Annotated in this window: 19 protein-coding genes; 5 read left to right on the top strand and 14 right to left on the bottom strand. The window is 39.7% G+C overall.

The genetic code is table 11. The features are described from left to right. The 7 genes from CSV74_RS02145 to CSV74_RS02115 form a co-directional block, all read right to left on the bottom strand. Positions 1–1,011, bottom strand: coding sequence for an ABC transporter substrate-binding protein (locus CSV74_RS02145; protein ID WP_099690397.1), 1,011 nt, complete (start codon positions 1,009–1,011; stop codon positions 1–3). A gap of 244 nt (positions 1,012–1,255) precedes the next feature. Further along, a complete protein-coding gene (locus CSV74_RS02140) occupies positions 1,256–2,005 on the bottom strand; it encodes an amino acid ABC transporter ATP-binding protein (RefSeq protein ID WP_099690396.1) in 750 nt (249 codons plus the stop codon). Between the two features lie 12 nt (positions 2,006–2,017). Next, positions 2,018–2,677, bottom strand: a complete 660-nt coding sequence (locus CSV74_RS02135; RefSeq protein ID WP_029053106.1) for an amino acid ABC transporter permease — start codon at positions 2,675–2,677, stop codon at positions 2,018–2,020. Positions 2,678–2,786: 109 nt separating this feature from the next. Continuing rightward, entirely contained in the window at positions 2,787–3,590 is an 804-nt protein-coding gene (locus tag CSV74_RS02130; RefSeq protein ID WP_099690395.1) for an amino acid ABC transporter substrate-binding protein, read from the bottom strand. A gap of 167 nt (positions 3,591–3,757) precedes the next feature. Continuing rightward, positions 3,758–5,149, bottom strand: a complete 1,392-nt coding sequence (locus tag CSV74_RS02125) for a SpoVR family protein (RefSeq protein ID WP_369823679.1) — start codon at positions 5,147–5,149, stop codon at positions 3,758–3,760. Next, entirely contained in the window at positions 5,146–6,306 is a 1,161-nt protein-coding gene (gene yhbH, locus CSV74_RS02120; protein WP_029053109.1) for a sporulation protein YhbH, read from the bottom strand. Before yhbH ends, CSV74_RS02125 begins: the two co-directional genes overlap by 4 nt. Before the next feature lie 250 nt (positions 6,307–6,556). After that, positions 6,557–8,455, bottom strand: coding sequence for a PrkA family serine protein kinase (locus CSV74_RS02115; protein ID WP_369802797.1), 1,899 nt, complete (start codon positions 8,453–8,455; stop codon positions 6,557–6,559). Positions 8,456–8,615: 160 nt separating this feature from the next. Here CSV74_RS02115 and CSV74_RS02110 point away from each other — a divergent pair, with 160 nt between their 5' ends. After that, on the top strand, positions 8,616–9,479 hold the full coding sequence (locus tag CSV74_RS02110; protein WP_099690394.1) for a YitT family protein: 864 nt from the start codon (positions 8,616–8,618) through the stop codon (positions 9,477–9,479). A 38-nt stretch (positions 9,480–9,517) separates the two neighbouring features. Here the strand turns inward: CSV74_RS02110 and purU are convergent, their stop codons facing one another. The 3 genes from purU to fdhF all read right to left on the bottom strand — a co-directional run bounded on the left by purU (position 9,518) and on the right by fdhF (position 13,976). Then, a complete protein-coding gene (gene purU / locus CSV74_RS02105; RefSeq protein ID WP_099690393.1) occupies positions 9,518–10,426 on the bottom strand; it encodes a formyltetrahydrofolate deformylase in 909 nt (302 codons plus the stop codon). A gap of 118 nt (positions 10,427–10,544) precedes the next feature. Beyond that, on the bottom strand, positions 10,545–11,033 hold the full coding sequence (locus tag CSV74_RS02100; RefSeq protein ID WP_029053112.1) for a helical membrane plugin domain-containing protein: 489 nt from the start codon (positions 11,031–11,033) through the stop codon (positions 10,545–10,547). Between the two features lie 18 nt (positions 11,034–11,051). Further along, positions 11,052–13,976 carry a formate dehydrogenase subunit alpha gene (gene fdhF / locus CSV74_RS02095; protein WP_099690391.1) on the bottom strand — a complete coding sequence of 975 codons (2,925 nt, stop codon included), beginning with the start codon at positions 13,974–13,976 and terminating at the stop codon, positions 11,052–11,054. A 261-nt stretch (positions 13,977–14,237) separates the two neighbouring features. Between fdhF and CSV74_RS02090 the strand changes: the two genes are divergently transcribed. The 3 genes from CSV74_RS02090 to CSV74_RS02080 all read left to right on the top strand — a co-directional run bounded on the left by CSV74_RS02090 (position 14,238) and on the right by CSV74_RS02080 (position 16,898). Then, on the top strand, positions 14,238–14,579 hold the full coding sequence (locus CSV74_RS02090; RefSeq protein ID WP_099690390.1) for a Na-translocating system protein MpsC family protein: 342 nt from the start codon (positions 14,238–14,240) through the stop codon (positions 14,577–14,579). Positions 14,580–14,594: 15 nt separating this feature from the next. Beyond that, positions 14,595–15,440 carry a formate dehydrogenase accessory sulfurtransferase FdhD gene (fdhD, locus tag CSV74_RS02085; protein WP_099690389.1) on the top strand — a complete coding sequence of 282 codons (846 nt, stop codon included), beginning with the start codon at positions 14,595–14,597 and terminating at the stop codon, positions 15,438–15,440. 177 nt (positions 15,441–15,617) lie between these two features. Beyond that, positions 15,618–16,898, top strand: a complete 1,281-nt coding sequence (locus CSV74_RS02080) for an L-lactate MFS transporter (RefSeq protein ID WP_029053115.1) — start codon at positions 15,618–15,620, stop codon at positions 16,896–16,898. Positions 16,899–16,943: 45 nt separating this feature from the next. Here the strand turns inward: CSV74_RS02080 and ypfJ are convergent, their stop codons facing one another. Beyond that, entirely contained in the window at positions 16,944–17,789 is an 846-nt protein-coding gene (gene ypfJ / locus CSV74_RS02075; protein ID WP_099690388.1) for a KPN_02809 family neutral zinc metallopeptidase, read from the bottom strand. A gap of 216 nt (positions 17,790–18,005) precedes the next feature. On the opposite strand from ypfJ, the gene serC reads away from it, so the two are divergent. Beyond that, the gene (gene serC / locus CSV74_RS02070) at positions 18,006–19,100 is read left to right on the top strand and encodes a 3-phosphoserine/phosphohydroxythreonine transaminase (protein ID WP_199170299.1); all 1,095 of its coding nucleotides are present in this window, start codon (positions 18,006–18,008) and stop codon (positions 19,098–19,100) included. Positions 19,101–19,138: 38 nt separating this feature from the next. Here serC and CSV74_RS02065 read toward each other — a convergent pair whose 3' ends face one another. The 3 genes from CSV74_RS02065 to CSV74_RS02055 all read right to left on the bottom strand — a co-directional run bounded on the left by CSV74_RS02065 (position 19,139) and on the right by CSV74_RS02055 (position 20,789). Continuing rightward, on the bottom strand, positions 19,139–19,990 hold the full coding sequence (locus tag CSV74_RS02065; protein ID WP_099690386.1) for an STAS domain-containing protein: 852 nt from the start codon (positions 19,988–19,990) through the stop codon (positions 19,139–19,141). A gap of 30 nt (positions 19,991–20,020) precedes the next feature. Then, positions 20,021–20,446, bottom strand: coding sequence for a hypothetical protein (locus CSV74_RS02060; RefSeq protein WP_099690385.1), 426 nt, complete (start codon positions 20,444–20,446; stop codon positions 20,021–20,023). 85 nt (positions 20,447–20,531) lie between these two features. Then, positions 20,532–20,789: a YqkE family protein gene (locus tag CSV74_RS02055; protein WP_029053120.1), complete on the bottom strand. Its 258-nt coding sequence runs from the start codon at positions 20,787–20,789 to the stop codon at positions 20,532–20,534. Between the last annotated feature and the right edge of the window lie 17 nt (positions 20,790–20,806).

Raw genomic sequence — 20,806 nt, 5'->3', positions numbered from 1 at the left:
TTATTCTGCAATCTCTGCATTCCAATCATCTTGAATCTTTAAGCCGATTGCGTTAGCAGTCTCTTCATTCATCACTAACTTTAAGTTCTGTGGTAATTGAACAGGTAAAGATTCAGGCGTTTCTTCACCCTTTAGAATCTTTACTGCCATTTCACCCGCTTCATAGCCGATATCGTAGTACTCAAAGCCGTATGCTCCAAGTCCACCACGTTTCACAGAATCGAATTCACCAACCATCATTGGAATCTTATTGTCGTTCGCAACAGAGATGACTGATTCCAGTGCGGATACTACTGTGTTATCCGTAATGATATAGAATGAATCTACTGAACCGATTAATGATTCAGCTGCTTGTTTTACATCGGCTGAAGTCGCAACTGATGCTTCTACCACTTCCATATCCATATCTGCTAAAATTTCTTTCACATGATCCACTTGTAAGCGAGAGTTTTGCTCTCCTGAGTTGAAGATCATTCCAACTTTTTTCGCACCTACATTTTCTTTCAAGAATTTCATTGTGTTCGGAATCGCATCCGGATGATTGTCGGTTGTTCCAGTAACATTCCCACCTGGCTCTTCATTAGATGCAACAAGTTCTGCAGCTACTGCATCTGTAACAGACGTAAAGATGATTGGAATATCTTGTGTCGCGCTAGCTGCTGCCTGTGCGCTTGGTGTAGAGTTAGCAAATATTAAATCTACGCCTGCGCCTGCCAAGTTGTTCGCAATTGTTGAGTTGGAGCTATTATCATTTTGTGCATTTTGTTCATCATATTCTACATTCAATCCTGCATCTTCAATCGCCTTTTGGAACCCTTCAAACGCCGCATCCAAAGACGGGTGTTCAACAATTTGTGTAACACCAATTGTATAATTTTCATCAGTGCTTGCTTTGTCATCATTTTTATCATCTGCTGCCGGATCAGATGACTCCTCTTTTCCACTACACGCAGCTAGAATGAGCACGATACTGAATAGTGCAGCTACATAAGTCACCCAATGTTTCTTCATGTAAATCCCCCTCAACTATTATCTATTACCCGTTCCATATATTCAGAAAGGATAAGAATTATACGTAATCGTACCCTTTACTAAGTTATTCGTCAATGCATTATTCAATATTTTGCGTGAATTCTCACAAGTTAATGAACTATTAGATGGAATATTTCATATATTACAACAATTTAGTTGAAAATTGTGCAATCTATATAAAAAAATAGCGATGCGAGTATTACATTCGCATCACTATTTTTAGTTATTTACTTAACTCGTAATTCAGGAATCTTTTTGTGCGTATTTCTTTCGGTGATTTGATTACTTCATCTGGAGTACCTGATTCGACGATCATTCCATCGTCCATGAAGATCACATGATTTGCGACATTACTTGCAAATTCCATTTCATGCGTCACGACAATCATCGTCATATGCTCTTCCGCAAGATTTCTCATTACTTGTAATACTTCTTTCGTCAATTGCGGATCCAAAGCGGAAGTCGGTTCATCGAATAATAATATATCTGGATCCATCATCAACGCTCTCGCAATTGCTACACGTTGTTTCTGGCCACCCGATAGTCTAGAAGGTAATTCATCTGCTTTTGAAGCCAATCCGACCTTTTCAAGTAACTCGATACTTCTATGCCCATAATCGCCAGCTTTTTCTTTCTTCACAAGTTTCGGTGCTAGTTCCAAGTTCTGCTTTACCGTTAAATGAGGAAATAGGTTAAATTGTTGAAATACCATTCCCATCTTAGAATTGATTATTTTACTATCGGTAGGGTTTGTATATATACCATCTTTCACAAGGTAATCCCCGTCAACTCTAATACTTCCGCCACCAACTTGCTCCAATTGAATCAAACTTCTTAACATCGTACTTTTTCCAGAACCCGAAGGTCCGATAATTGCCATTACATCATTTTTTTGAACATCAAACGATATATCCTTTAATACTTCCAATGGACCGAATGATTTCTGTAAGTTGCGTACTTCAATGAAAGACATAGTTTTCTCTCCTCAATCGTATTGCAGCTTTCTCTCTAAATACTTGAACACTACAGTCAATCCGAACGCTATTAGCAGGTAGATTCCCGCTGCAATGAAGAACGGAATGATTGTAAAGTCCCTGTTCACGACTGTTTGCGCATAGTGCAACAGTTCAGGAACAGCTACCGCATATAAAAGCGCCGTATCTTTTACTAAAGATACCGATTCATTTGCAATAGGTGGTAGCGTTACACGAAACATCTGCGGCAAGATAACTCGCACAGTCGTTTGCCATTTCGATAAGCCGAGGACTTGAGATGCCTCATATTGCCCTTTATCGATAGAGAGCAATCCACCACGGAATATTTCAGCAAAATACGCAGAATAGTTCAAAATGAATGCTATTGTAGCGGCGACAAAACGGTCAAAAACTAAATACTCACCAATTACCGGCAGAAGTGGTAAACCAAATACAAAGAACAATAGCTGTAATAACAAAGGGGTCCCACGCATGACGTATATAAAGGTCTGCGCCAAATAAGAAATTGGTTTAATACTACTTCTTACGGCAAGTGTCAGCAAAAATCCGAGTGGAATGGATGAGACAATCGCTATTACAAATAATAGGACAGTCGCTTTAGCTCCTTCCAACATGGGAATCAGCATGGACATAAAATATTCATAACTCATTAGTAAATTCCTCCAAAAAACCATCCAAGGTTTTATGTACTTCTCTTACAATACAAATACCAACGGAAGTCACAATAGCAACTTCCGTTGACATCATTTATTCTACTACTCAGCGAAGAACTTTGTCTTCTCCGAACCATTCTGTGGAGATTTCAGCGGAAGTACCATCTTCATTCATAGTATCCAACGCCTTTTGAAGTTTTTCAAGTAATTTTTCATTGCCTTTCTTCACTCCAACGCCATACTCTTCGACTGCCAATGATCCGTCAAGTTTCGTAAAGACGCCTTCTTCAGTTGTCATATAGTAATCAATGACGACTTCATCCAGTACAACTGCATCTAGACGACCTGTTTTTAAATCTGTTAACGCTAGAACATTGTCCGCGAATTCTGTAATATTTTTTATTTTTTCATGGATCGGGTGGCTCTCTAGTGCTGGTCCAGCAGATGATAATGCTTGCACGCCAACCGTTTTTCCATCTAGATCTTCAATTGCTTTCACATCAGAATCTACTAACGTCACGACGACTTGATTATTATCCAAATAAGGCTTCGTGAATAACACTTTCTCTTGACGCTCTTTTGTGATTGTATAGCCATTCCAAATTAAATCGATTCGTCCACTGCTAAGTTCTGTTTCTTTCGTCTTCCAATCGATCGGTTGAAATTTTGCCGTAGCACCCATATGCTCAGCCGCTGCTGTTGCCATGTCAATATCGAAACCGACTAAATTGTTTTTATCGTCACGAAATCCCATGGGTGCAAATTTGTCATCTACACCGATAATGATTTCCTTCGTTACTTCTTTACCTGTGTCCGCTGTAGATTTTCCCCCGTCAGAAGACTTGTCTGAACAGCCGGTCAACACTAGGAATAATGCTGCAAATAATAAAGCAATAGTCGTCTTTTTCATTGATTTTCCTCTTTTCTCTACTCTTTAGTACGTTAATGAGTTAGTATACTATAAAAATAACATTAGATGCACGAAATGAAAAGTAGCAAAATGAAAAAACTGAAGGCAATCTCCATATTACTGGAGTTGTCTTCAGTCCAAAAATAAGCTGTGTCTATTGTCTTTCGTTATTTACTTCTCCTAAACACTTTGTGTCCATCGTATGAAAAGACTAGAGGTTTATTCTCGAGTACCGTTTCGATATGCACAATACGTCCCCAGAGTTGATGGATATGGGGTAAAACATGTTCCAAATACAGCAAATCAAGTTCAGTGTCTTCGTAGCGGTGAATAAGATACAGTTCACCATTACGCATGTAGTCACCATCGTCTACTACTATATAAGGAAAGCCACCGTTCACTCGCTGTCCAATTAGTTGATTCCGAACAGCGTCGGTCTGTTTGTCAGAAACTTTGTATTGGTCTTCCTGCTTTTGAAATACGTACAGATCCTCTTGTTTGATCAGATCATCCGTCAAGTAATTGCGGATGAAGGATGTGTCATTTTCAATTTCACGTGCTTCGAATATTTTTTCCCGTCCGGTCATCGCTTCCTCGCCACGTCCACTAGCTTCTTTAGCCAGTATGTCATAACGTTTCTCTATATCTTCATACATTTTAACACCGAGATAATATGGATTAATTGAGGTCTTGGAAGGCTGCAGCACGCTGGCATTAAGTTTTGCGAACTCAATTGTCTCAGAAGGTGTTAAATCCATTTGGCGGAGGATAGTTTGATGCCAATAAGATGCCCAACCTTCATTCATAATTTTTGTCTCTAGCTGCGGCCAGAAATAGAGCATTTCCTCACGCAACATCGTCAAGATGTCTGCTTGCCATTCCGTTAGATTGCGACTGTTTTCAAGAATAAACAATAAGATATCTTTTTCCGGTTCTTTCGGATTCTTTTGGTGCATTTCAATCGCTTGCTGCCCAGGAATTGTTCGTTGATCTAGATCCCATAAATCTTCGTATGCGGATCTTCGAGGTGGTCGGACAATAGAAGGTGATGGAATAATGTCCCGCATCATACTAGGATCCACATGTTCTTGAATGGCTAATACCGCATCAAGAAATGTTTCCACACATTTCTTACCATAGCGTACCTCATAGTCTACAATCCGTTCCGCTGTAGCTGCCATGCTTTCCACCATGTCTTTACGCGTCTTGGAGAAATAGATATTATTTTTGAAGAAATCACAATGCGCCAACACATGCGCGATGATTAATTTATTTTGAATCAAACTATTTGTATTCAATAAAAATGCATAACACGGATTTGAATTTATCACTAACTCATAAATCTTGCTCAATCCGATATCATATTGCAGCTTCATCTTATGAAATTGTTTCCCAAAACTCCAATGTGTGAAGCGTGTAGGCATTCCATAGGCACCAAACGTATACAGTATGTCTGCCGGGCAAATCTCATAACGCATCTGATAAAAATCGAGTCCAAATCCACTGGCAATCTCCGTAATCTCATCAATTGCATAAGATAGTGCCTGTTGATCAGTCAGCGTAATCCCTCCGTTCGCTTTTCGAAGAACTTCTTGAGAGCAAAGTAGACATCGCGATTTTTTTGCAAAATATAATAATTGAATTTGGGATGTTCAATTGATTTATACGCAGACATCAACGTAGACATTCTACGATGTTCATTGACTTCGGCATATCCAAACATGTTCGATATCGCCAATAATTCATCCACGTGTTCTAAGCATTTCTTATTATCACTCGTCATATTCTCTCCGTCCGAAAAATGTACTGGATAGATATTATAACTAGTTGGTGGATAGAATTCTTTAATAACTTCGAGCGCTTTACTGTAAGCAGATGAACACCTAGTTCCACCACTTTCTCCTTTGTTGAAGAAATTTTCCTCTGACACTACTTTCGCTTCCGTATGATGCGCAATGAACTCAATTTCTACCGTTTCATACTTTGTCCGTAAAAACTTCGTCATCCAAAAGAAGAAACTTCGTGCCATATACTTCTCAAATTTCCCCATCGAACCACTCGTGTCCATCATGGCGATGACAACGGCTTTTGATTGTGGTTTTTCCACAGGATTCCATGTTTTAAAGCGTAGATCATCTTCCAGAATCGGTGCGACCTCGGCTTTCCCATTCATCGCATTACGTTTAATCGCAGATAATAGAGTTCGTTTTTTATCAATATTACCGATTAACCCCTTTTTACGGATGTCCGTGAAATCAATGTTTTCAATCGTTGTTACGGATTGCTCTTTTTGTTCCAAGTCTGGTAGTTCCAATTCTTTAAAGAACATCTCTTCCAACTCTTCAATCGAGACTTCAGTTTCATAGATATCCTGCCCTGGCTGATCACCTGCTTCTTTTCCTTTGCCTGGTTGCGCCTTCTTTTCTCCTTGCGCCACAACGTCTCCTACCGCACTATCCCCTTCACCTTGACCAACGTGCTTGGACTTTTCATGGTTGTAGCGAATTTTAAATTCATCTAATGAGCGAATCGGTATTTTGACCATGTCTTTTCCATTTGAAAGTATAATGTTTTCTTCACTAATTAAGTCGGGTAAGTTACTTTTTAACACTTCGTTTATTTTGTCTAAGTGGCGTTGCTGGTCCTGGTGGCCTTTGCGATGGAGAGACCAATTTTCTTCAGTGACAACGAATCGACTTTTCTGGTTTTCTTCCACTCGTATCCCCGCCTATCTTTCGAACAATTTGTTTCCTTATCATATGCGATAGCTGATTGAATATTGACAAAACGGCAACAAAACTAAAAAGAGACCTCGTGATTTGAGGTCTCTTAGTATTAAATTTGATCTAAAATACATTAAATCACAATACTAGTGCACATTGCATAACTACGTAGAAAATGCGTTAGCTAGGCGGGAGTCGCCATCCCATCGTAGACACCAATTCTATTCACATTTCTAATCTGATTTAACGATTTAACAAACTTCCTACGTAACGCAGCAGGTCGTTTGCCGAGACGGAGTTGTAGCCATGTTCGTCTACTAGCCGTGCTACGACTTCATTCATTTTCTTCAGTTGTGTCTCGTCTGGTGTGGTAGAAGTTGTAGTGATCTTCACAACGTCTTTTAGATCGGTGAATAGTTTTTTCTGGATTGCTTCACGCAAGCGGTCGTGGGAACGATAGTCGAAGCGTTGATGTTTTCTTGCGTATGCGGAAATGCGGATTAGGATTTCTTCTCGGAATGCCTTTTTCGCATTCTCTGAAATTCCTATCTGTTCTTCTAGCGAACGCATCAATTTTTCATCAGGATTGACTTCTTCCCCTGTTAGCGCGTCGCGTAATTTATTTTTATTGCAGTACGCTTCAACGTTATCCAAGTAATTATCCATTAATGTTTTTGCAGACTCTTCATAGGAATAGACGAAAGCTTTCTGGACTTCTTTTTTCGCAATTTCATCATACTCTTTTCGCGCCATAGAAATATAGTTCATATACGTATCACGGTCTTCACTCGAAATGGAAGCGTGTTGATCAAAGCCGTCTTTTAACGAACGCAATACATCCAGTGCATTGATGCTTGGTACTTCTTTTCGAATAATTGCAGAAGAAATACGGTTGATGACGTAGCGTGGATCGATTCCGTCCATACCTTCATCTATAAATTCGTTCTTCAGTTCTTCTGCATCTGCATCGTTAAACCCTTCAACATTCTGTCCATCATACAAGCGTAATTTCTTCAAGCGATCGACACCCTGTTTTTTGGATGCTTTCAAGCGTGTCAAAACAGAAAAAATAGCGGCCACTCGCAATGCATGCGGCGCAATGTGGACATGAGCCATATCACTGTCACGAATCATTTTTTCATAGATCTTTTCTTCCGCACTTACTTTCAGATTATATGGAACTGGAATAACAATTAATCTTGAGTGAAGCGCTTCGTTCTTTTTATTACTAATAAATGATCGATATTCCGTTTCATTCGTATGTGCAACAATTAGTTCATCTGCACTAATTAGCGCAAACCTTCCTGCTTTGAAATTTCCTTCTTGTGTCAAAGACAACAAATGCCAAAGAAACTTTTCGTCAAGCTTCAGCATTTCTTGGAATTCCATCATGCCACGATTGGCCTTATTCAATTCCCCATCAAACCGGTATGCACGTGGATCGGACTCTGAACCATATTCAGCAATAGTGGAGAAGTCTATGCTTCCTGTCAAATCAGCAATGTCTTGTGACTTCGGATCGGATGGTGTAAATGTTCCAATCCCAACACGGCGGTCTTCTGAGAACAGAATGCGTTCCACTACTACATCTTCAATCTTCCCTTCAAATTCTTCTTCAAGACGCAATTGATTTAGAGGCGATAAGCTACCTTCAATTCGTATTCCATACTCTTCAAAGAATGACTTCCTTAATGATTCCGGAATCAAGTGCAATGGGTCCTCATGCATTGGACACCCCTTGATAGCATACACCGCTCCTTCATCCGTACGAGAATAAGCTTCTAGCCCACGTTTCAACATTGTAACGATAGTAGATTTACCACCACTAACAGGTCCCATCAATAGTAATACGCGCTTCTTTACATCCAAACGCTTTGCTGCTGGATGAAAATACTCTTCTACTAAACGTTCTATAGACTCTTCCAGACCAAATAACTCTTCATCAAAGAAATTATAGATTTTCTTGCCGTCTTTCTTTTCAATTCCTGCGCTTTTTATCATCTCATAAATACGGGAATGAGCGGTTTGTGCCACTTCTTTACGCTCTTTTATTAATTCTAGATACTCCAAAAATGTACCTTCCCACTTCAACTCGTTTTCTTCTTTGCGATAATTATGCAACTGACGAATGATATCCAACATATCTCCTCCAATTAGGCTATGATGTTTTATTTTATGTTAGTGAAGAGTAAAAGATTCATCACGCACTTCCGAAGAAAAATTGAAAACCTTACATTCCTACTACTTTCTTTTTTAAAATTCCGTTAAGATAGAATAAATATGTTTTCAAAAGGGGAGTTTTATGAGAAAACAACATAAAAAAGAAACCGTAGGGCATTTACTAAGACGCTATTTATTCATTTCAATTGGTGTTGTCATTACAGCAGTTGCGTTAGATTTATTTCTAATCCCTAACTCCGTAATTGATGGAGGCATCATCGGGATTGCACTTATATTAAATTTCATTTCAGGAGTACCTTTTGGGATTTTAATTTTGATGTTAAACTTGCCGTTCCTGTTCTTTGGGTATAAACATATCGGCAAGAACTTCTTTTTCTCCTCTTCTTATGCGATTGCTTTGCTGGCCATTGTGGAATTCCCACTAAAAAAACTAGGTCCATTTGTAACAGACTCGTTGCTAGCTACAGTCTTCGGGGGATTGTTATTAGGGGCGGGGGTCGGAACCATCATACGTAATGGCGGGGCGCTGGATGGGACGGAGATTCTTGGTATTTTACTGACAAAAAAAATCCCATACAGTGTCGGAGAATTCGTCATGTTCTTCAACCTCTTCATCTTCGGATGGGCAGGCTTTGTTCTAGGACCTGAAAAAGCGATGTACTCGATTATTACATACTATATCGCCTCAAAAGCGATCGACATTGTGATTCAAGGCCTAGACGAGACCAAGGCCGTCTTTATTATCTCCGATGAATACGAAGAACTTGGTGAAGCGATTCGTCTGCGGCTCGGCCGGAGTATTACGAAGTTGCACGGCCGCGGTGGGTACACAGATAACGAAAAAGACGTCATTTATGTAGTCGTGACAAGGCTGGAAATTTCAAAGCTAAAGCAAATCACTACCGACATAGATCCGTCTGCATTTTTGACCATCATGAACACACAAGAAACACACGGAGCGACTTTCAAATCACCTATACATTAAAAAAACCGCCACTCATTCGGGTGGCGGTTTCGTGTCTCTTATTGGAAGACAATGGTTTTATTATTCTCTACAATAACTCGATCCTCAAGATGCCACTTCACTGCACGTGCAAGAACACGTCGTTCGATAGTGCGACCAATCTTCTTCAATTGAACAATATCGTCACGGTGATCCACGCGCTCGATGTCCTGTTCAATGATCGGACCTTCATCCAAATCGTTCGTTACATAGTGTGACGTTGCACCAATCAATTTAACACCGCGTCCAAATGCTCTTTCGTAAGGACGCGCACCGATGAAGGCCGGTAAGAATGAATGATGAATATTAATGATTTGATTCGGGAAGTGACTGACGAATTCAGGTGTCAGTATTTGCATATACCGTGCCAACACAAGTACATCCACATCGTATTCTTCCATTAACTTCACCTGCTGCTTCTCCACTTCTTGGCGAATATCTTTGTTCGCCGGAATGTAGTGGAAAGGAATACCGAGTGCTTCGACCATTCCGCGGGCATCTTCATGGTTACTGATAACCACAACGATGTCAGTATTTAAATCACCATTCTGCCACTCCCATAGCAATTCCATTAAGCAATACGGTTCTTTGGAAACAAAGATCGCCGTACGTTTTAGTTCTACTGCGTAGGAAAAGTGATAGTCCATTTCATATTGTTCCGCAATGTCATTAAAATCTTGTTCCATTTCTTCTTTTTTATCCAATAGGTTGTCTAAATGGAATGCGATACGTAAATAGAACATGCCACCTTCTGGATCAGTTGAGTATTGGCTAGATTCAACGATATTTGCTTCATATTGCAGCAAAAATGTTGAAACTGCCGATACGATTCCCGGTTTATCCGAGCATTTCACAAGTAGTCTTCCGATGTTTCTCTGTGCTGTAGATTGTTCTTCTAGATGTGTTGCGATTTTACTTTGGGCCGACATGTTTTCATCTCCTACAAATAATGTTTCTTCATGAATAAGTTCCCCAGCCAGTAAGGCTAGGGAACGTGTGAACTCTTCTCATACAGTATGAAGCAAAGTGACGTTTTTCGCAAAAATCTTACTCCGCGGGTTTTTCTAAACCTCTCCCCATCCCTTTCAGGAAGTTCATACCGAATGTTAACGCACGATTGATATCAGGATCATTAATGGATTTCATCAGTTGAAGAAGGCCTGTTTTCTGCCCTTCTTCATTCCCTTGCTCCGCTTCAGATAATCCTGTTTGAACACTTTTTGAGAGCTGCTGAATCGTTGCTGGGTCTAATGCGGTTAGAATTCCAGCTCCTGCCATTAAATTATTGAGCAGATTGGTAACAGGTTCTCTTGATACTTGACCTAACGCTATGCCGGTAATCTTTTCTTTTGAATGAAGCATTGCTTGTAATGCGTCTAACGCGCCAATCTTATGCAATTCACCTGTGATCTCCATGATTTTTTGCAAAGACTCTTCCTGTTCAGCAATTTGTTTCTGTAGTTCAGCCAACTTATCCTGCTGAATTTCCAGTTCGGATCGTTCTGTTCTTTTAATAGAAGTTATCGGTGCCGCCATTGATATTCACCTCACTAATTATTGATCTGTTAATTGGACATATCCTGGTCGATTCCATTTACGCTCTACTTCTACACCATTTTGAGGGTGGCGTTTCTTGTCTCGGTGGTTGCTCCTAGGTAGTGGATTATCTCCTTGCTTCTCGAGCACTTCCATGCGAACCTTCGTCTGCTTGTAAGCGGGTGTATTCGTTCGTTCATCAGTAGCAGGTCCTGTCAGGAAGTTGATAGCAGTTTGCTTATCAACTGAATTCATTGGTAAAAATAATTCATTTTTCCGTACTCTATCTGTTACCAGTGCAGGTAGTTTTAATGCTCCATATGGAGAAATGAGTCTTACATAAGTACCTGTGACTACACCACGTTCTTTTGCCAACTCAGGTGAAATCTCTACAAATATATTGGGAACTTTTTCTTGGATACCTTCAGATTTATTCGTCATATTTCCTTCATGGAAATGTTCAAGCATACGGCCATTGTTGATATGAAGATCAAATTCATCAGGGAACTTTACTGGTTCAACCCAATCCGATAATGCAAAGCGTGCTTTCTTGTCTGGGAAGTTAAATCCATCTGTATACAGAAGTGGTGTATTTTTCCCTTCTAGACTTCCCCAAAGGAAACTACCCCAACCTTCCAACATCTCGTAAGAAGCTTCTCCGAACATAGGACTTAAACTTGTCATCTCAGCGAATATGTCACCTGGATGTGTGTAATTCCAGTTAGCGCCTAATCGATTGGCAACTTCTTGAATGATCCACCAATCTTGGCGGGAGTTACCTTTATTCGGCAACGCTTTATAAAGTCGTTGTACTCGGCGCTCCGTATTTGTGAATGTACCGTCTTTTTCAAGTGATGGCACTGCAGGTAAAATGACGTCTGCGTATTGTGCTGTGCGTGAGAAGAAGATATCTTGTACAACAAGGAAGTCGAGCTTTGACAGTACGTCATGAACATAGTTTGCATTGGAATCCACCAGTGCCATATCTTCCCCTACAATGTACATCCCCTTCATAACACCTTCATCAATCGAATGAAGCATTTGAATATTATCAAGACCCGGTTTACCTTCTATCTCTACACCATAAGCACGTTCAAATTTCTCTCGTGCTGCGTCGTCTGTAATGTGCTGATAGCCAGGCAGCCAACCAGGCAAACTTCCCATGTCACAGGCACCTTGTACGTTGTTATGCCCGCGTAATGGATAAGCACCTGCGCCTGGACGACGGTAATTTCCTGATGCTAGCAACAGATTGGAAATTGCCGCTGATGTATCGGAACCACCTGTATTTTGCGTAACACCCATTCCCCATAAGATACATGTACCATCTGCATCACGGATCATTTCAGCTGTTTGAATCAGCACTTCTTTTGAAACACCTGTTACTTTTTCTGCATATTCAAGTGTATAGCGATTTAATACTTCATTAAAATCATCAAAGTGAAGAACATTTTCGTCAATGAACTGCTGATCATGCCAGCCTCGGTCGATTAAGTATTTTGTCACCGCCATTAGCCATACTTGGTCCGTTCCTTGCTGAGGTGTCATAAAGATATCTGCGCGTTCAGCCATTTCATGCTTTCTGAGGTCAGCTACAATTAACTTTTGACCGTGTAGCTTATGTGCGCGCTTTACACGTGTCGCAAGAACTGGATGACCTTCTGCAGGATTTGCACCTACAATGATGACCAAGCCTGCTTCGGCAATATCTTTAATCGTTCCAGCGTCGCCACCCATTCCTACCGTACGGAATAATCCGTCTGTCGCGGGAGACTGGCAGTAACGAGAACAATTATCTACGTTATTTGTACCAAATACTTGTCGAGCAAATTTTTGAATGACATAGTTCTCTTCATTCGTGATTTTTGACGAAGAGATGACGCCAATTCCGTCTTTGCCATGCTCGTCACGGATTTGACCTAGATTTTTCGCAACTAAATCCAACGCTTCTTCCCATGATGCTTCAACAAAGTCGTCACCTTTACGAATAAGAGGCGTTGTGATTCGTTCTTCACTATTCACAAAGTCCCAACCAAATTTCCCTTTGACACAAGTAGAAATCTGGTTGACAGGTGCATCGGAAACCGGTTGAATTTTTAATATGGTACGATCTTTTGTCCATACTTCGAATGAACAACCTACTCCACAAAATGTGCAGACAGTTTTCGTTTTATCGATTGTGGATTCTCTCATCGCGGATTCTACATCGGATATTGCCATGATACTGCTGTAACCTGGTTCTACATCCTTGATCAAATCAACCATAGGCTCCATCAGCTCGTCACTCATATTCGTCATAAATCCAGCTTCACCCAGCATCGTTTTTTCCATCAGGGCATTACATGGACAAACCGTAATACAATGGCCACAGCCTACACAAGATGAATCATTAATCTTCGCTCCGCCATCCCATAGAACAATTGGACGATCACGTTCCCAGTCGATTGAAAGAGTTTCATTAACTTGTAAGTTTTGACACACTTCCACGCACTGACCGCAAGCTATACATTGATTCGGATCGTAACGATAGAACGGATGAGTGAAATCCACCGCATCTTTTGAACATTTCGGCTCGTATGGATATTTTTGTTCTTCCACTTCCATAAGTGCCACGGTATTATGTACTTTACAGTTTCCGTTATTGTTATCACAAACGGTACAATATAGTAAATGATTTTCTAAAATTCGATCCATTGCTTCCGTTTGTGCTTCCTTTGCACGCGGGGACGCTAATTTTACATCCATGCCGTCGACAGCTTGTGTTGAACAAGCACGTGTTAATTCACCATTTACTTCGACAATACATGTATCACATGTCTGTATCGGATCGACTTCTGGCAAATAACATATTTGTGGGTGCTCAATCTTATTTGCATTGATGATTTGAATGAGTGTCGACCCTGGTTCGAAGTTAAAAATCTTATCATTAATTGAAATTGACATACAGGCGTCCTCCTTCTCAAATAAAAAATCCACCATAAAAAAACCGTCATGACGGTATTTTTTTATGGTGGAATAGCTTCTTAACAGGACTTGCTAAAGAACCAATCCATACTTACTATTACATGTAGGTGGATGAACTCCTAGCAATCACATACTAGATTTTCATCTGTTATGTATTTAGTATAAAGTAATAAAGCGTATAATACAATGCCTATTCTTAAATAATTAGACTATTCTGTAAATAATTAAAGGAAGTGTCCTATGAAGAAAATTCATGAATTTAATGATATCATCCGTAAATTACGAAAAGACTTATTTGGCAAAGGTCCCGAACGAATTCATACACTATTTATTGATAATATGGTGGTCTCTACACTCTATGGCAATTTGACTCCGACAGAAAAGTTCATAGCAAGAACACCAGAGGGAAAAGAAATGGTACATCGCGCACGAACTAGCATGATTCAGGCAGTCTATGCAAAAGAGCCGCCGGAAGGGTTGGAACAATTAGTCGATGCGAAGTTTCTGCATTTATTCAGCGATTTTAAAATCGATGATGATATTGCGGTTTCAGTATTTTTATTCGATCGACCGATTGACTAAAAGGGAGGAAGAATTATGAAACAGCAACACCAACGTTCCATTATTCGATATCAGGATGGGACAGCCTTTGAAAAAGAAGATCCGGTCGCAGTTGAATATGCAATCACAATTAAACTAAACAATAAAGAATTTGCGACGATTGTATGTACACCAGAATATATCGAGGATATGACAGTAGGATTCTTGGCTTCAGAAGGAATCGTACCGAAGTGGGAACAAATCAAAGACATTCGACTTGATCTGGAAAATGGCTTCATTTACGTCGATACTGACAAAGCCTATCCTTTCTTTGAACAATTGCAAAATAAGCGGTATATCACATCTTGTTGCGGCATGAGCAGACAAGGATTTATCTTTGCAAACGATGCACTGACAGCGAAAAAGATGGATAGTATTTCTGTTGAACTGACACCCGTACAAATATTTTGCTTGATGAATCAAATGGAAGATCAGGCAGAAATGTTCCGACATACTGGTGGCGTTCACAATGCTGCTTTATGCGCGCCTAATCAATTGCTATTATCTCGAATGGATATCGGCCGTCATAATGCATTAGATAAAATTTATGGTCACTGTTTGAAAAACAATATTTCTGTGCGAGATAAGATCATTGTATTTAGCGGACGGATCTCCTCCGAAATTTTGCTTAAAGTCGCTAAGATCGGTTGTGAAATTGTATTATCAAAATCTGCACCTACTGAATTAGCTTTGAGCTTAGCAGACGATTTAGGAATAACGACGGTCGGTTTCATACGCGGAGGATCTTTTAACGTGTACACACATCCTGAAAGAATCGTTATGGGTGACACTACTCTTTTTCCGACTACAGGAAAAAATAATATTGACAATTCTGTGAATTGATAATACTATACTCCTTAATCCTATGTTGCATTCCAGTAATTGCATAATTACATTCCTTTTCTTGCCACTTTATGGCTTAGTGATGTGTCAACTATCCATTTACGATACCGACTAGTCATGGGGTTAATTACTGGAATTAGAGCTGTGAAAGGGTTTGGTTAAAAAGGAGGGCTACGAATGAAAAAAACGAAGAACAGATGGCTGATCGCGTTATCTGCAGTAGGTATCCACATTTCCATCGGATCTGTTTATGCCTGGAGTAATTTCACTAATCCACTCATTGAAGAGTTTGGATGGACCACAAGCCAAGTACAGCTGACGTTTAGTATAGCCATTTTATTTCTTGGTTTATCAGCTGCTTTTTTAGGTCATTTTGTAGAAAAATACGGTCCAAGAAAAGCAGGATTACTTGCGGCTGTGTTCTTCGGAGTGGGAGTGACGGGTTCCGGACTCGCAGTAGGAATGTCTTCATTACCTATGCTGTATGTCTTTTACGGTATGCTCGGTGGAATTGGCTTAGGTGTAGGATATATTGCACCTGTTTCTACACTCGTCAAATGGTTCCCTGACCGCAGAGGTCTGGCTACGGGACTGGCTATCATGGGCTTTGGATTCGCGGCAGCTATCAGTAGTCCAATCATGGAATACTTGATCGTCAACGTAGGATTACAAAACACTTTTTATATTCTTGGTGTATCGTATTTCCTTATCATGTTGCTTTCTTCTCTTTATCTAGAAAAGCCGGAAGAAGGGTGGGCACCGCCTGGATTTATTGAAAAAGTTCGTTCAGGTAAAACTGATGTTAAAGAAGATCTTGCTCAATTAACAGCAAATCAAGCAGTCAAAACGAAACGTTTTTATTATTTATGGCTAATGCTCTTTATTAACGTCACGTGCGGTATTGCGATTCTATCTGCCGCCAAACCTATGGCGATTGACAGTATTGGTATGACGACTATTCAAGCAGCTGCACTAGTTGGTGTACTAGGTATCTTTAACGGGGCCGGAAGACTTGGCTGGGCTGCGATTTCGGATTATATCGGGCGCCCGAATACGTATACCACCTTCTTCGTCGTTCAGCTTATTCTGTTCGCTGTTTTACCGTTCACTACAAACGCAATTATTTTCCAAGTCATACTAGCCGTAATCTATACATGCTATGGAGGAGGTTTCGCTTCTATACCAGCGTATATTGGTGATATTTTTGGAACGAGACAACTTGGGGCTATCCACGGCTACATTTTGACAGCTTGGTCTGCTGCTGGTGTGGCAGGGCCGATGTTTGCCGCTTGGATGAAAGATACTACAGGTAGTTATGAAAGCAGCTTACTGTTCTTCGCTGGCTTATTCGCAGTCGCTCTAGTAATTTCCTTACTCATTCGTGTGGACATTAAAAGACTACGCAATGAAAAAGAAGAAATTATTCCAGCAGAACCTGCTATAGCCGCAACAAAATAAAAGATCGCGAACGTCATTTTAAAAACAAAATGATGTTCGCGACCTTTATTTTTCGGTTTGCTTAAATGTGTCTCCACCATCAATCGTACCTAATTCAAAGCCATGTTCAAACCAATAAATTCGTTGTTTTGCTGTACCGTGTGTGAAACTCTCTGGAACAACATACCCTCTTGCACGTTTTTGGATCGTGTCGTCACCAACCGCACCCGCGGCAGTAATCGCTTCTTGCAAATCTCCTTGCTCCAAGTAGCCCCGTCCTTTCGCGTGATGTGCCCATACTCCTGCAAAATAATCTGCCTGCAACTCAAATCTCACTAAATATTTATTAAATTCCTCTTCACTCATTTTTTGACGTAACGGCATCACTTGATCCGAAATACCAAGTAGCGTCTGCACATGGTGTCCTACTTCGTGCGCTACTACATAGGCCATAGCAAAATCACCGGGTGCTTTAAATGTACTCTTTAACTCATTATAAAATGCTAAGTCAATATACAATTTTTGATCGCCCGGACAATAAAATGGCCCTGCAGCAGCACTTCCGTATCCACAGGCTGTATTCACTTGTCCTGAATAAAGAACTAGTGTAGGATTCTCATACTGAATTCCTTGTTGAGCAAATAACTCGGACCAAATATCTTCTGTATCCGCGAGCACAACCGAAACAAAATCCGCCAATTCTTTGTCTTGTTCGGTTTCCACGTACGGCTGATCGGGTACTGCTGAACTATTATCTAATAAATCAGTTGGATTTCCACCTAAAATGAGAAATAATATAATACCGACAATTCCAAGACCACCACCGCCTAATGCGATCGCACCTCCGCCTCTACCACTCCTCCCTCTTTGATCCTCTACATTTGAACTTTTTCTGCGTCCATCTGTTTTCATACTATCTCCCTCGTTTCGACTTTATCTGAGCTGATCTTTACATAATTATGTACATACTGCTTGATTACAATTTACCCATTTTCTTAACGAAACAAACAAGACGAACATCTTATTGGTTGAGCGATTTATTGCGAATTGGCAGATAGCTATTCCCCATGTAGAGTTTTTCCTATATACTTTACTTTAGGTTTGTAAACTAATGAAGGAGTGATTTTGTTGAGTAATCAAAAGTCTGTCTATAATTTTAACGCAGGGCCATCCGCTCTTCCACGCGAAGTTCTAGAAAAAGCACAATCTGAACTAGTAGATTTCAAAGAATCAGGAATGTCTATTATGGAAATGAGTCACCGCAGTGCTACTTATGAACAAGTACATAATCAAGCAATTGAACGTTTGCGTTCGTTATTCGCAATTCCTGAAAACTATGAAGTACTATTCTTGCAAGGTGGAGCCAGTTTACAATTTGCAATGGTACCGATGAACTTCTTAGCAGAAGGTAAAAAAGCGAGCTATATCATGTCAGGCGCATGGTCAGACAAAGCAATTAAAGAAGCAAAAGCAATCGGTGAAGTATACGAAGCAGCTTCTACAAAAGATGTGAATTATAATCGCGTCCCATCTTCCGAAGAAATTACATTTGAGGAAACGGATGCATACGTGCATATTACATCAAATAACACAATTTTCGGCACACAATTCCACGATTTCCCTTCCACTGAAAATGTTCCGTTGATCGCGGATATGTCAAGTGATATTCTGTCAAGACCAATCGATGTAAGTAAATTCGGAATGATCTATGCTGGCGCACAAAAAAACCTTGGGCCTTCAGGTGTTACAGTTGCAATTATTCGCAAAGACTTGTTGGAACATGCGAATAGCGGAATTCCGGCTATTTTGAAATATAGTACACATTCGTCAAGTAACTCTTTATATAACACACCACCGTCTTTCGGTATTTATATGTTGGGTGAAGTTCTTGGTTGGATGCAACAACAAGGCGGCTTGGAAAAGATCGCAAAGCGCAATGAAGAAAAAGCGAACTTAATCTATGACGTGATTGACAACAGCAATGGTTTCTATACAGGACATGCTGAAAAAGGCAGTCGTTCATTGATGAACATCACGTTCCGTGTAGCAGATGAAGAATTGGAAAAACAATTCTTACAAGAAGCCAAAGAGGCAGGATTCGTCGGGCTGAACGGCCACCGTTCCGTAGGCGGATGTCGTGCCTCAGCTTACAATGCAGTACCAGTTGAAGCATGTCAGGCCTTGCAGAAATTCATGCTCGATTTCCAAGAAAAATGTAAATAAATCATAAAAACCAAGTCACCTCATAAGTGACTTGGTTTTTACTGTTCCATAATTAGAAATTCTTTCGTGAATGCTAATTGCAAGGAACTAAATGTTTGGATATTCGTGAAATCTAAACCAAGCTCTGTCGAAGCTTGAGCAATTGCTGGCAAGATACCTGTGATCGTGCATTTTGTTCCTAATAAAGATAACACTTTTGTCACCTGAAAAATTTGTTGGGCTACCAGTGTATCAATTACGGTCACTCCCGATAAATCAATGAATAAATGTTCAATGTCAGCCTCTAAACTTTTTTCGGGAATACTTTCCAACAAAATGCGTGCTCGCAGTTCATCCATTTCTCCAATTAGCGGTACTACTCCAATTTTATCGGTAATTTTGATGACTGGTGAGCTCAATTCATTAATCAAACTTTGTTGAACATCGAACTTGCTATTGATATATTCATTATAGGTTTCTGCAAAACTGATATAAATCTGATCAAATGCATTATTAAGCGTTTCACTCCACCGCATATAATCTTCGAGTTTAATCTCATCTGCATTCACTAACTGAAATTTCTTTATTAAGCGCCAGTAAGTTATACGAAGCTTACTCAAAGCCTTTATTACTTCTTCTATGGGTGTATTGCTGTTCACTCTACTTAGAGCGACAACGGCTGCCCATTCTATTTTATTTTTTTCAAAGATTTCAGGATCATCAAGCAAACTACTAATGACTGTCAAATTCGTGAATTTATTTTGTTCCCGAAGTGTTTCTTCCATTTCAGGATGGGCACTAAGCGAATAAATTGAATCTTTTTCCACTTTTCTCATCGCTAGCCAGGAAGTAGTAATTTCAGGGAGTTTTCCTAGTAAATACTCATAAAGTTTAACATCGAGCTTTTTCATTTTATATCCTCCTGAACACGTTCTTCATTTCTATTGAATAAATACAATTAATTGTTTATCTTGAAAGTCAAAGATATTTAATATGACCCCAAAAACCGTTATGTACTTGTATAAAGATTCGTAATACGTGATACCATATTCTTTTTCATAGTGCGCAATTGGATAAATATACTGTTCTTCTGTTGGGATGGGCAAGTATTTCCAAGGTCTTGGAGAGGTCTTGGATTTTTCTGCATGTGCATCTAATAAAGTACTATAAAAATTCTCTACCTTTTCTTTTGATAGATCATAATATATAACAGAATCCAGTATTTGAATCGTTTCTAGATTCCTTTGCACCCAATGAACAATTGGATGCTCAATGGGTGCTAAATGAACACGTTTTAAATTATTTTGGGATGTAAGTTCGTTTTGAATATTTAGCTTCTCACGATACATAATATACAAAAACTTCATTAATTCCTCTCCTTTATAAAAGGTCTTTTAATAAAGCACTTACTTAATTAGTATACGTAACCCCACACCTATTTATATAGTCTTCTTAATACTTTGTTCCATCATACCCATACTCATCTAGTAATTCTTCAAAACTTTTATTTTTTTCACGTTCTTTTCGCTCTTGAATACGCTTTTCTTTTTCCTGTTCCAATTTTATTTCTTCTTCCGCCTTCATTTCTTGTTTCATTCCTTTTAATTTAGCTAACACATCATCGCTCATTAGATCCGAAAGTGAAGTTGCAGAATCATCTACTGTATTGCTCTTTTGGTTAGTTGATGCTTTTCGTTGTTTTTTTGACATATTTTCACTACTTTCTA

This window comes from Sporosarcina sp. P19 (assembly GCF_002743165.1).
GTDB lineage: Bacteria > Bacillota > Bacilli > Bacillales_A > Planococcaceae > Sporosarcina > Sporosarcina ureae.
Note: the sequence above shows the minus strand (reverse complement) of the source record. Positions and strands in the feature narration are given on the sequence as shown.

What these genes read in the sequence shown, in the direction of transcription:
- CSV74_RS02135 (WP_029053106.1), bottom strand. Translation starts at nt 2,677, where the DNA reads ATGAGTTATGAATATTTTATGTCCATGCTGATTCCCATGTTGGAAGGA.
- CSV74_RS02100 (WP_029053112.1), bottom strand. Translation starts at nt 11,033, where the DNA reads ATGGCGGCACCGATAACTTCTATTAAAAGAACAGAACGATCCGAACTG.
- CSV74_RS02130 (WP_099690395.1), bottom strand. Translation starts at nt 3,590, where the DNA reads ATGAAAAAGACGACTATTGCTTTATTATTTGCAGCATTATTCCTAGTG.
- CSV74_RS02060 (WP_099690385.1), bottom strand. Translation starts at nt 20,446, where the DNA reads ATGAAGTTTTTGTATATTATGTATCGTGAGAAGCTAAATATTCAAAAC.
- CSV74_RS02090 (WP_099690390.1), top strand. Translation starts at nt 14,238, where the DNA reads ATGAAGAAAATTCATGAATTTAATGATATCATCCGTAAATTACGAAAA.
- ypfJ (WP_099690388.1), bottom strand. Translation starts at nt 17,789, where the DNA reads ATGAAAACAGATGGACGCAGAAAAAGTTCAAATGTAGAGGATCAAAGA.
- CSV74_RS02110 (WP_099690394.1), top strand. Translation starts at nt 8,616, where the DNA reads ATGAGAAAACAACATAAAAAAGAAACCGTAGGGCATTTACTAAGACGC.
- CSV74_RS02055 (WP_029053120.1), bottom strand. Translation starts at nt 20,789, where the DNA reads ATGTCAAAAAAACAACGAAAAGCATCAACTAACCAAAAGAGCAATACA.
- CSV74_RS02065 (WP_099690386.1), bottom strand. Translation starts at nt 19,990, where the DNA reads ATGAAAAAGCTCGATGTTAAACTTTATGAGTATTTACTAGGAAAACTC.
- CSV74_RS02145 (WP_099690397.1), bottom strand. Translation starts at nt 1,011, where the DNA reads ATGAAGAAACATTGGGTGACTTATGTAGCTGCACTATTCAGTATCGTG.
- CSV74_RS02115 (WP_369802797.1), bottom strand. Translation starts at nt 8,455, where the DNA reads ATGTTGGATATCATTCGTCAGTTGCATAATTATCGCAAAGAAGAAAAC.
- purU (WP_099690393.1), bottom strand. Translation starts at nt 10,426, where the DNA reads ATGTCGGCCCAAAGTAAAATCGCAACACATCTAGAAGAACAATCTACA.
- CSV74_RS02080 (WP_029053115.1), top strand. Translation starts at nt 15,618, where the DNA reads ATGAAAAAAACGAAGAACAGATGGCTGATCGCGTTATCTGCAGTAGGT.
- fdhD (WP_099690389.1), top strand. Translation starts at nt 14,595, where the DNA reads ATGAAACAGCAACACCAACGTTCCATTATTCGATATCAGGATGGGACA.
- fdhF (WP_099690391.1), bottom strand. Translation starts at nt 13,976, where the DNA reads ATGTCAATTTCAATTAATGATAAGATTTTTAACTTCGAACCAGGGTCG.
- CSV74_RS02140 (WP_099690396.1), bottom strand. Translation starts at nt 2,005, where the DNA reads ATGTCTTTCATTGAAGTACGCAACTTACAGAAATCATTCGGTCCATTG.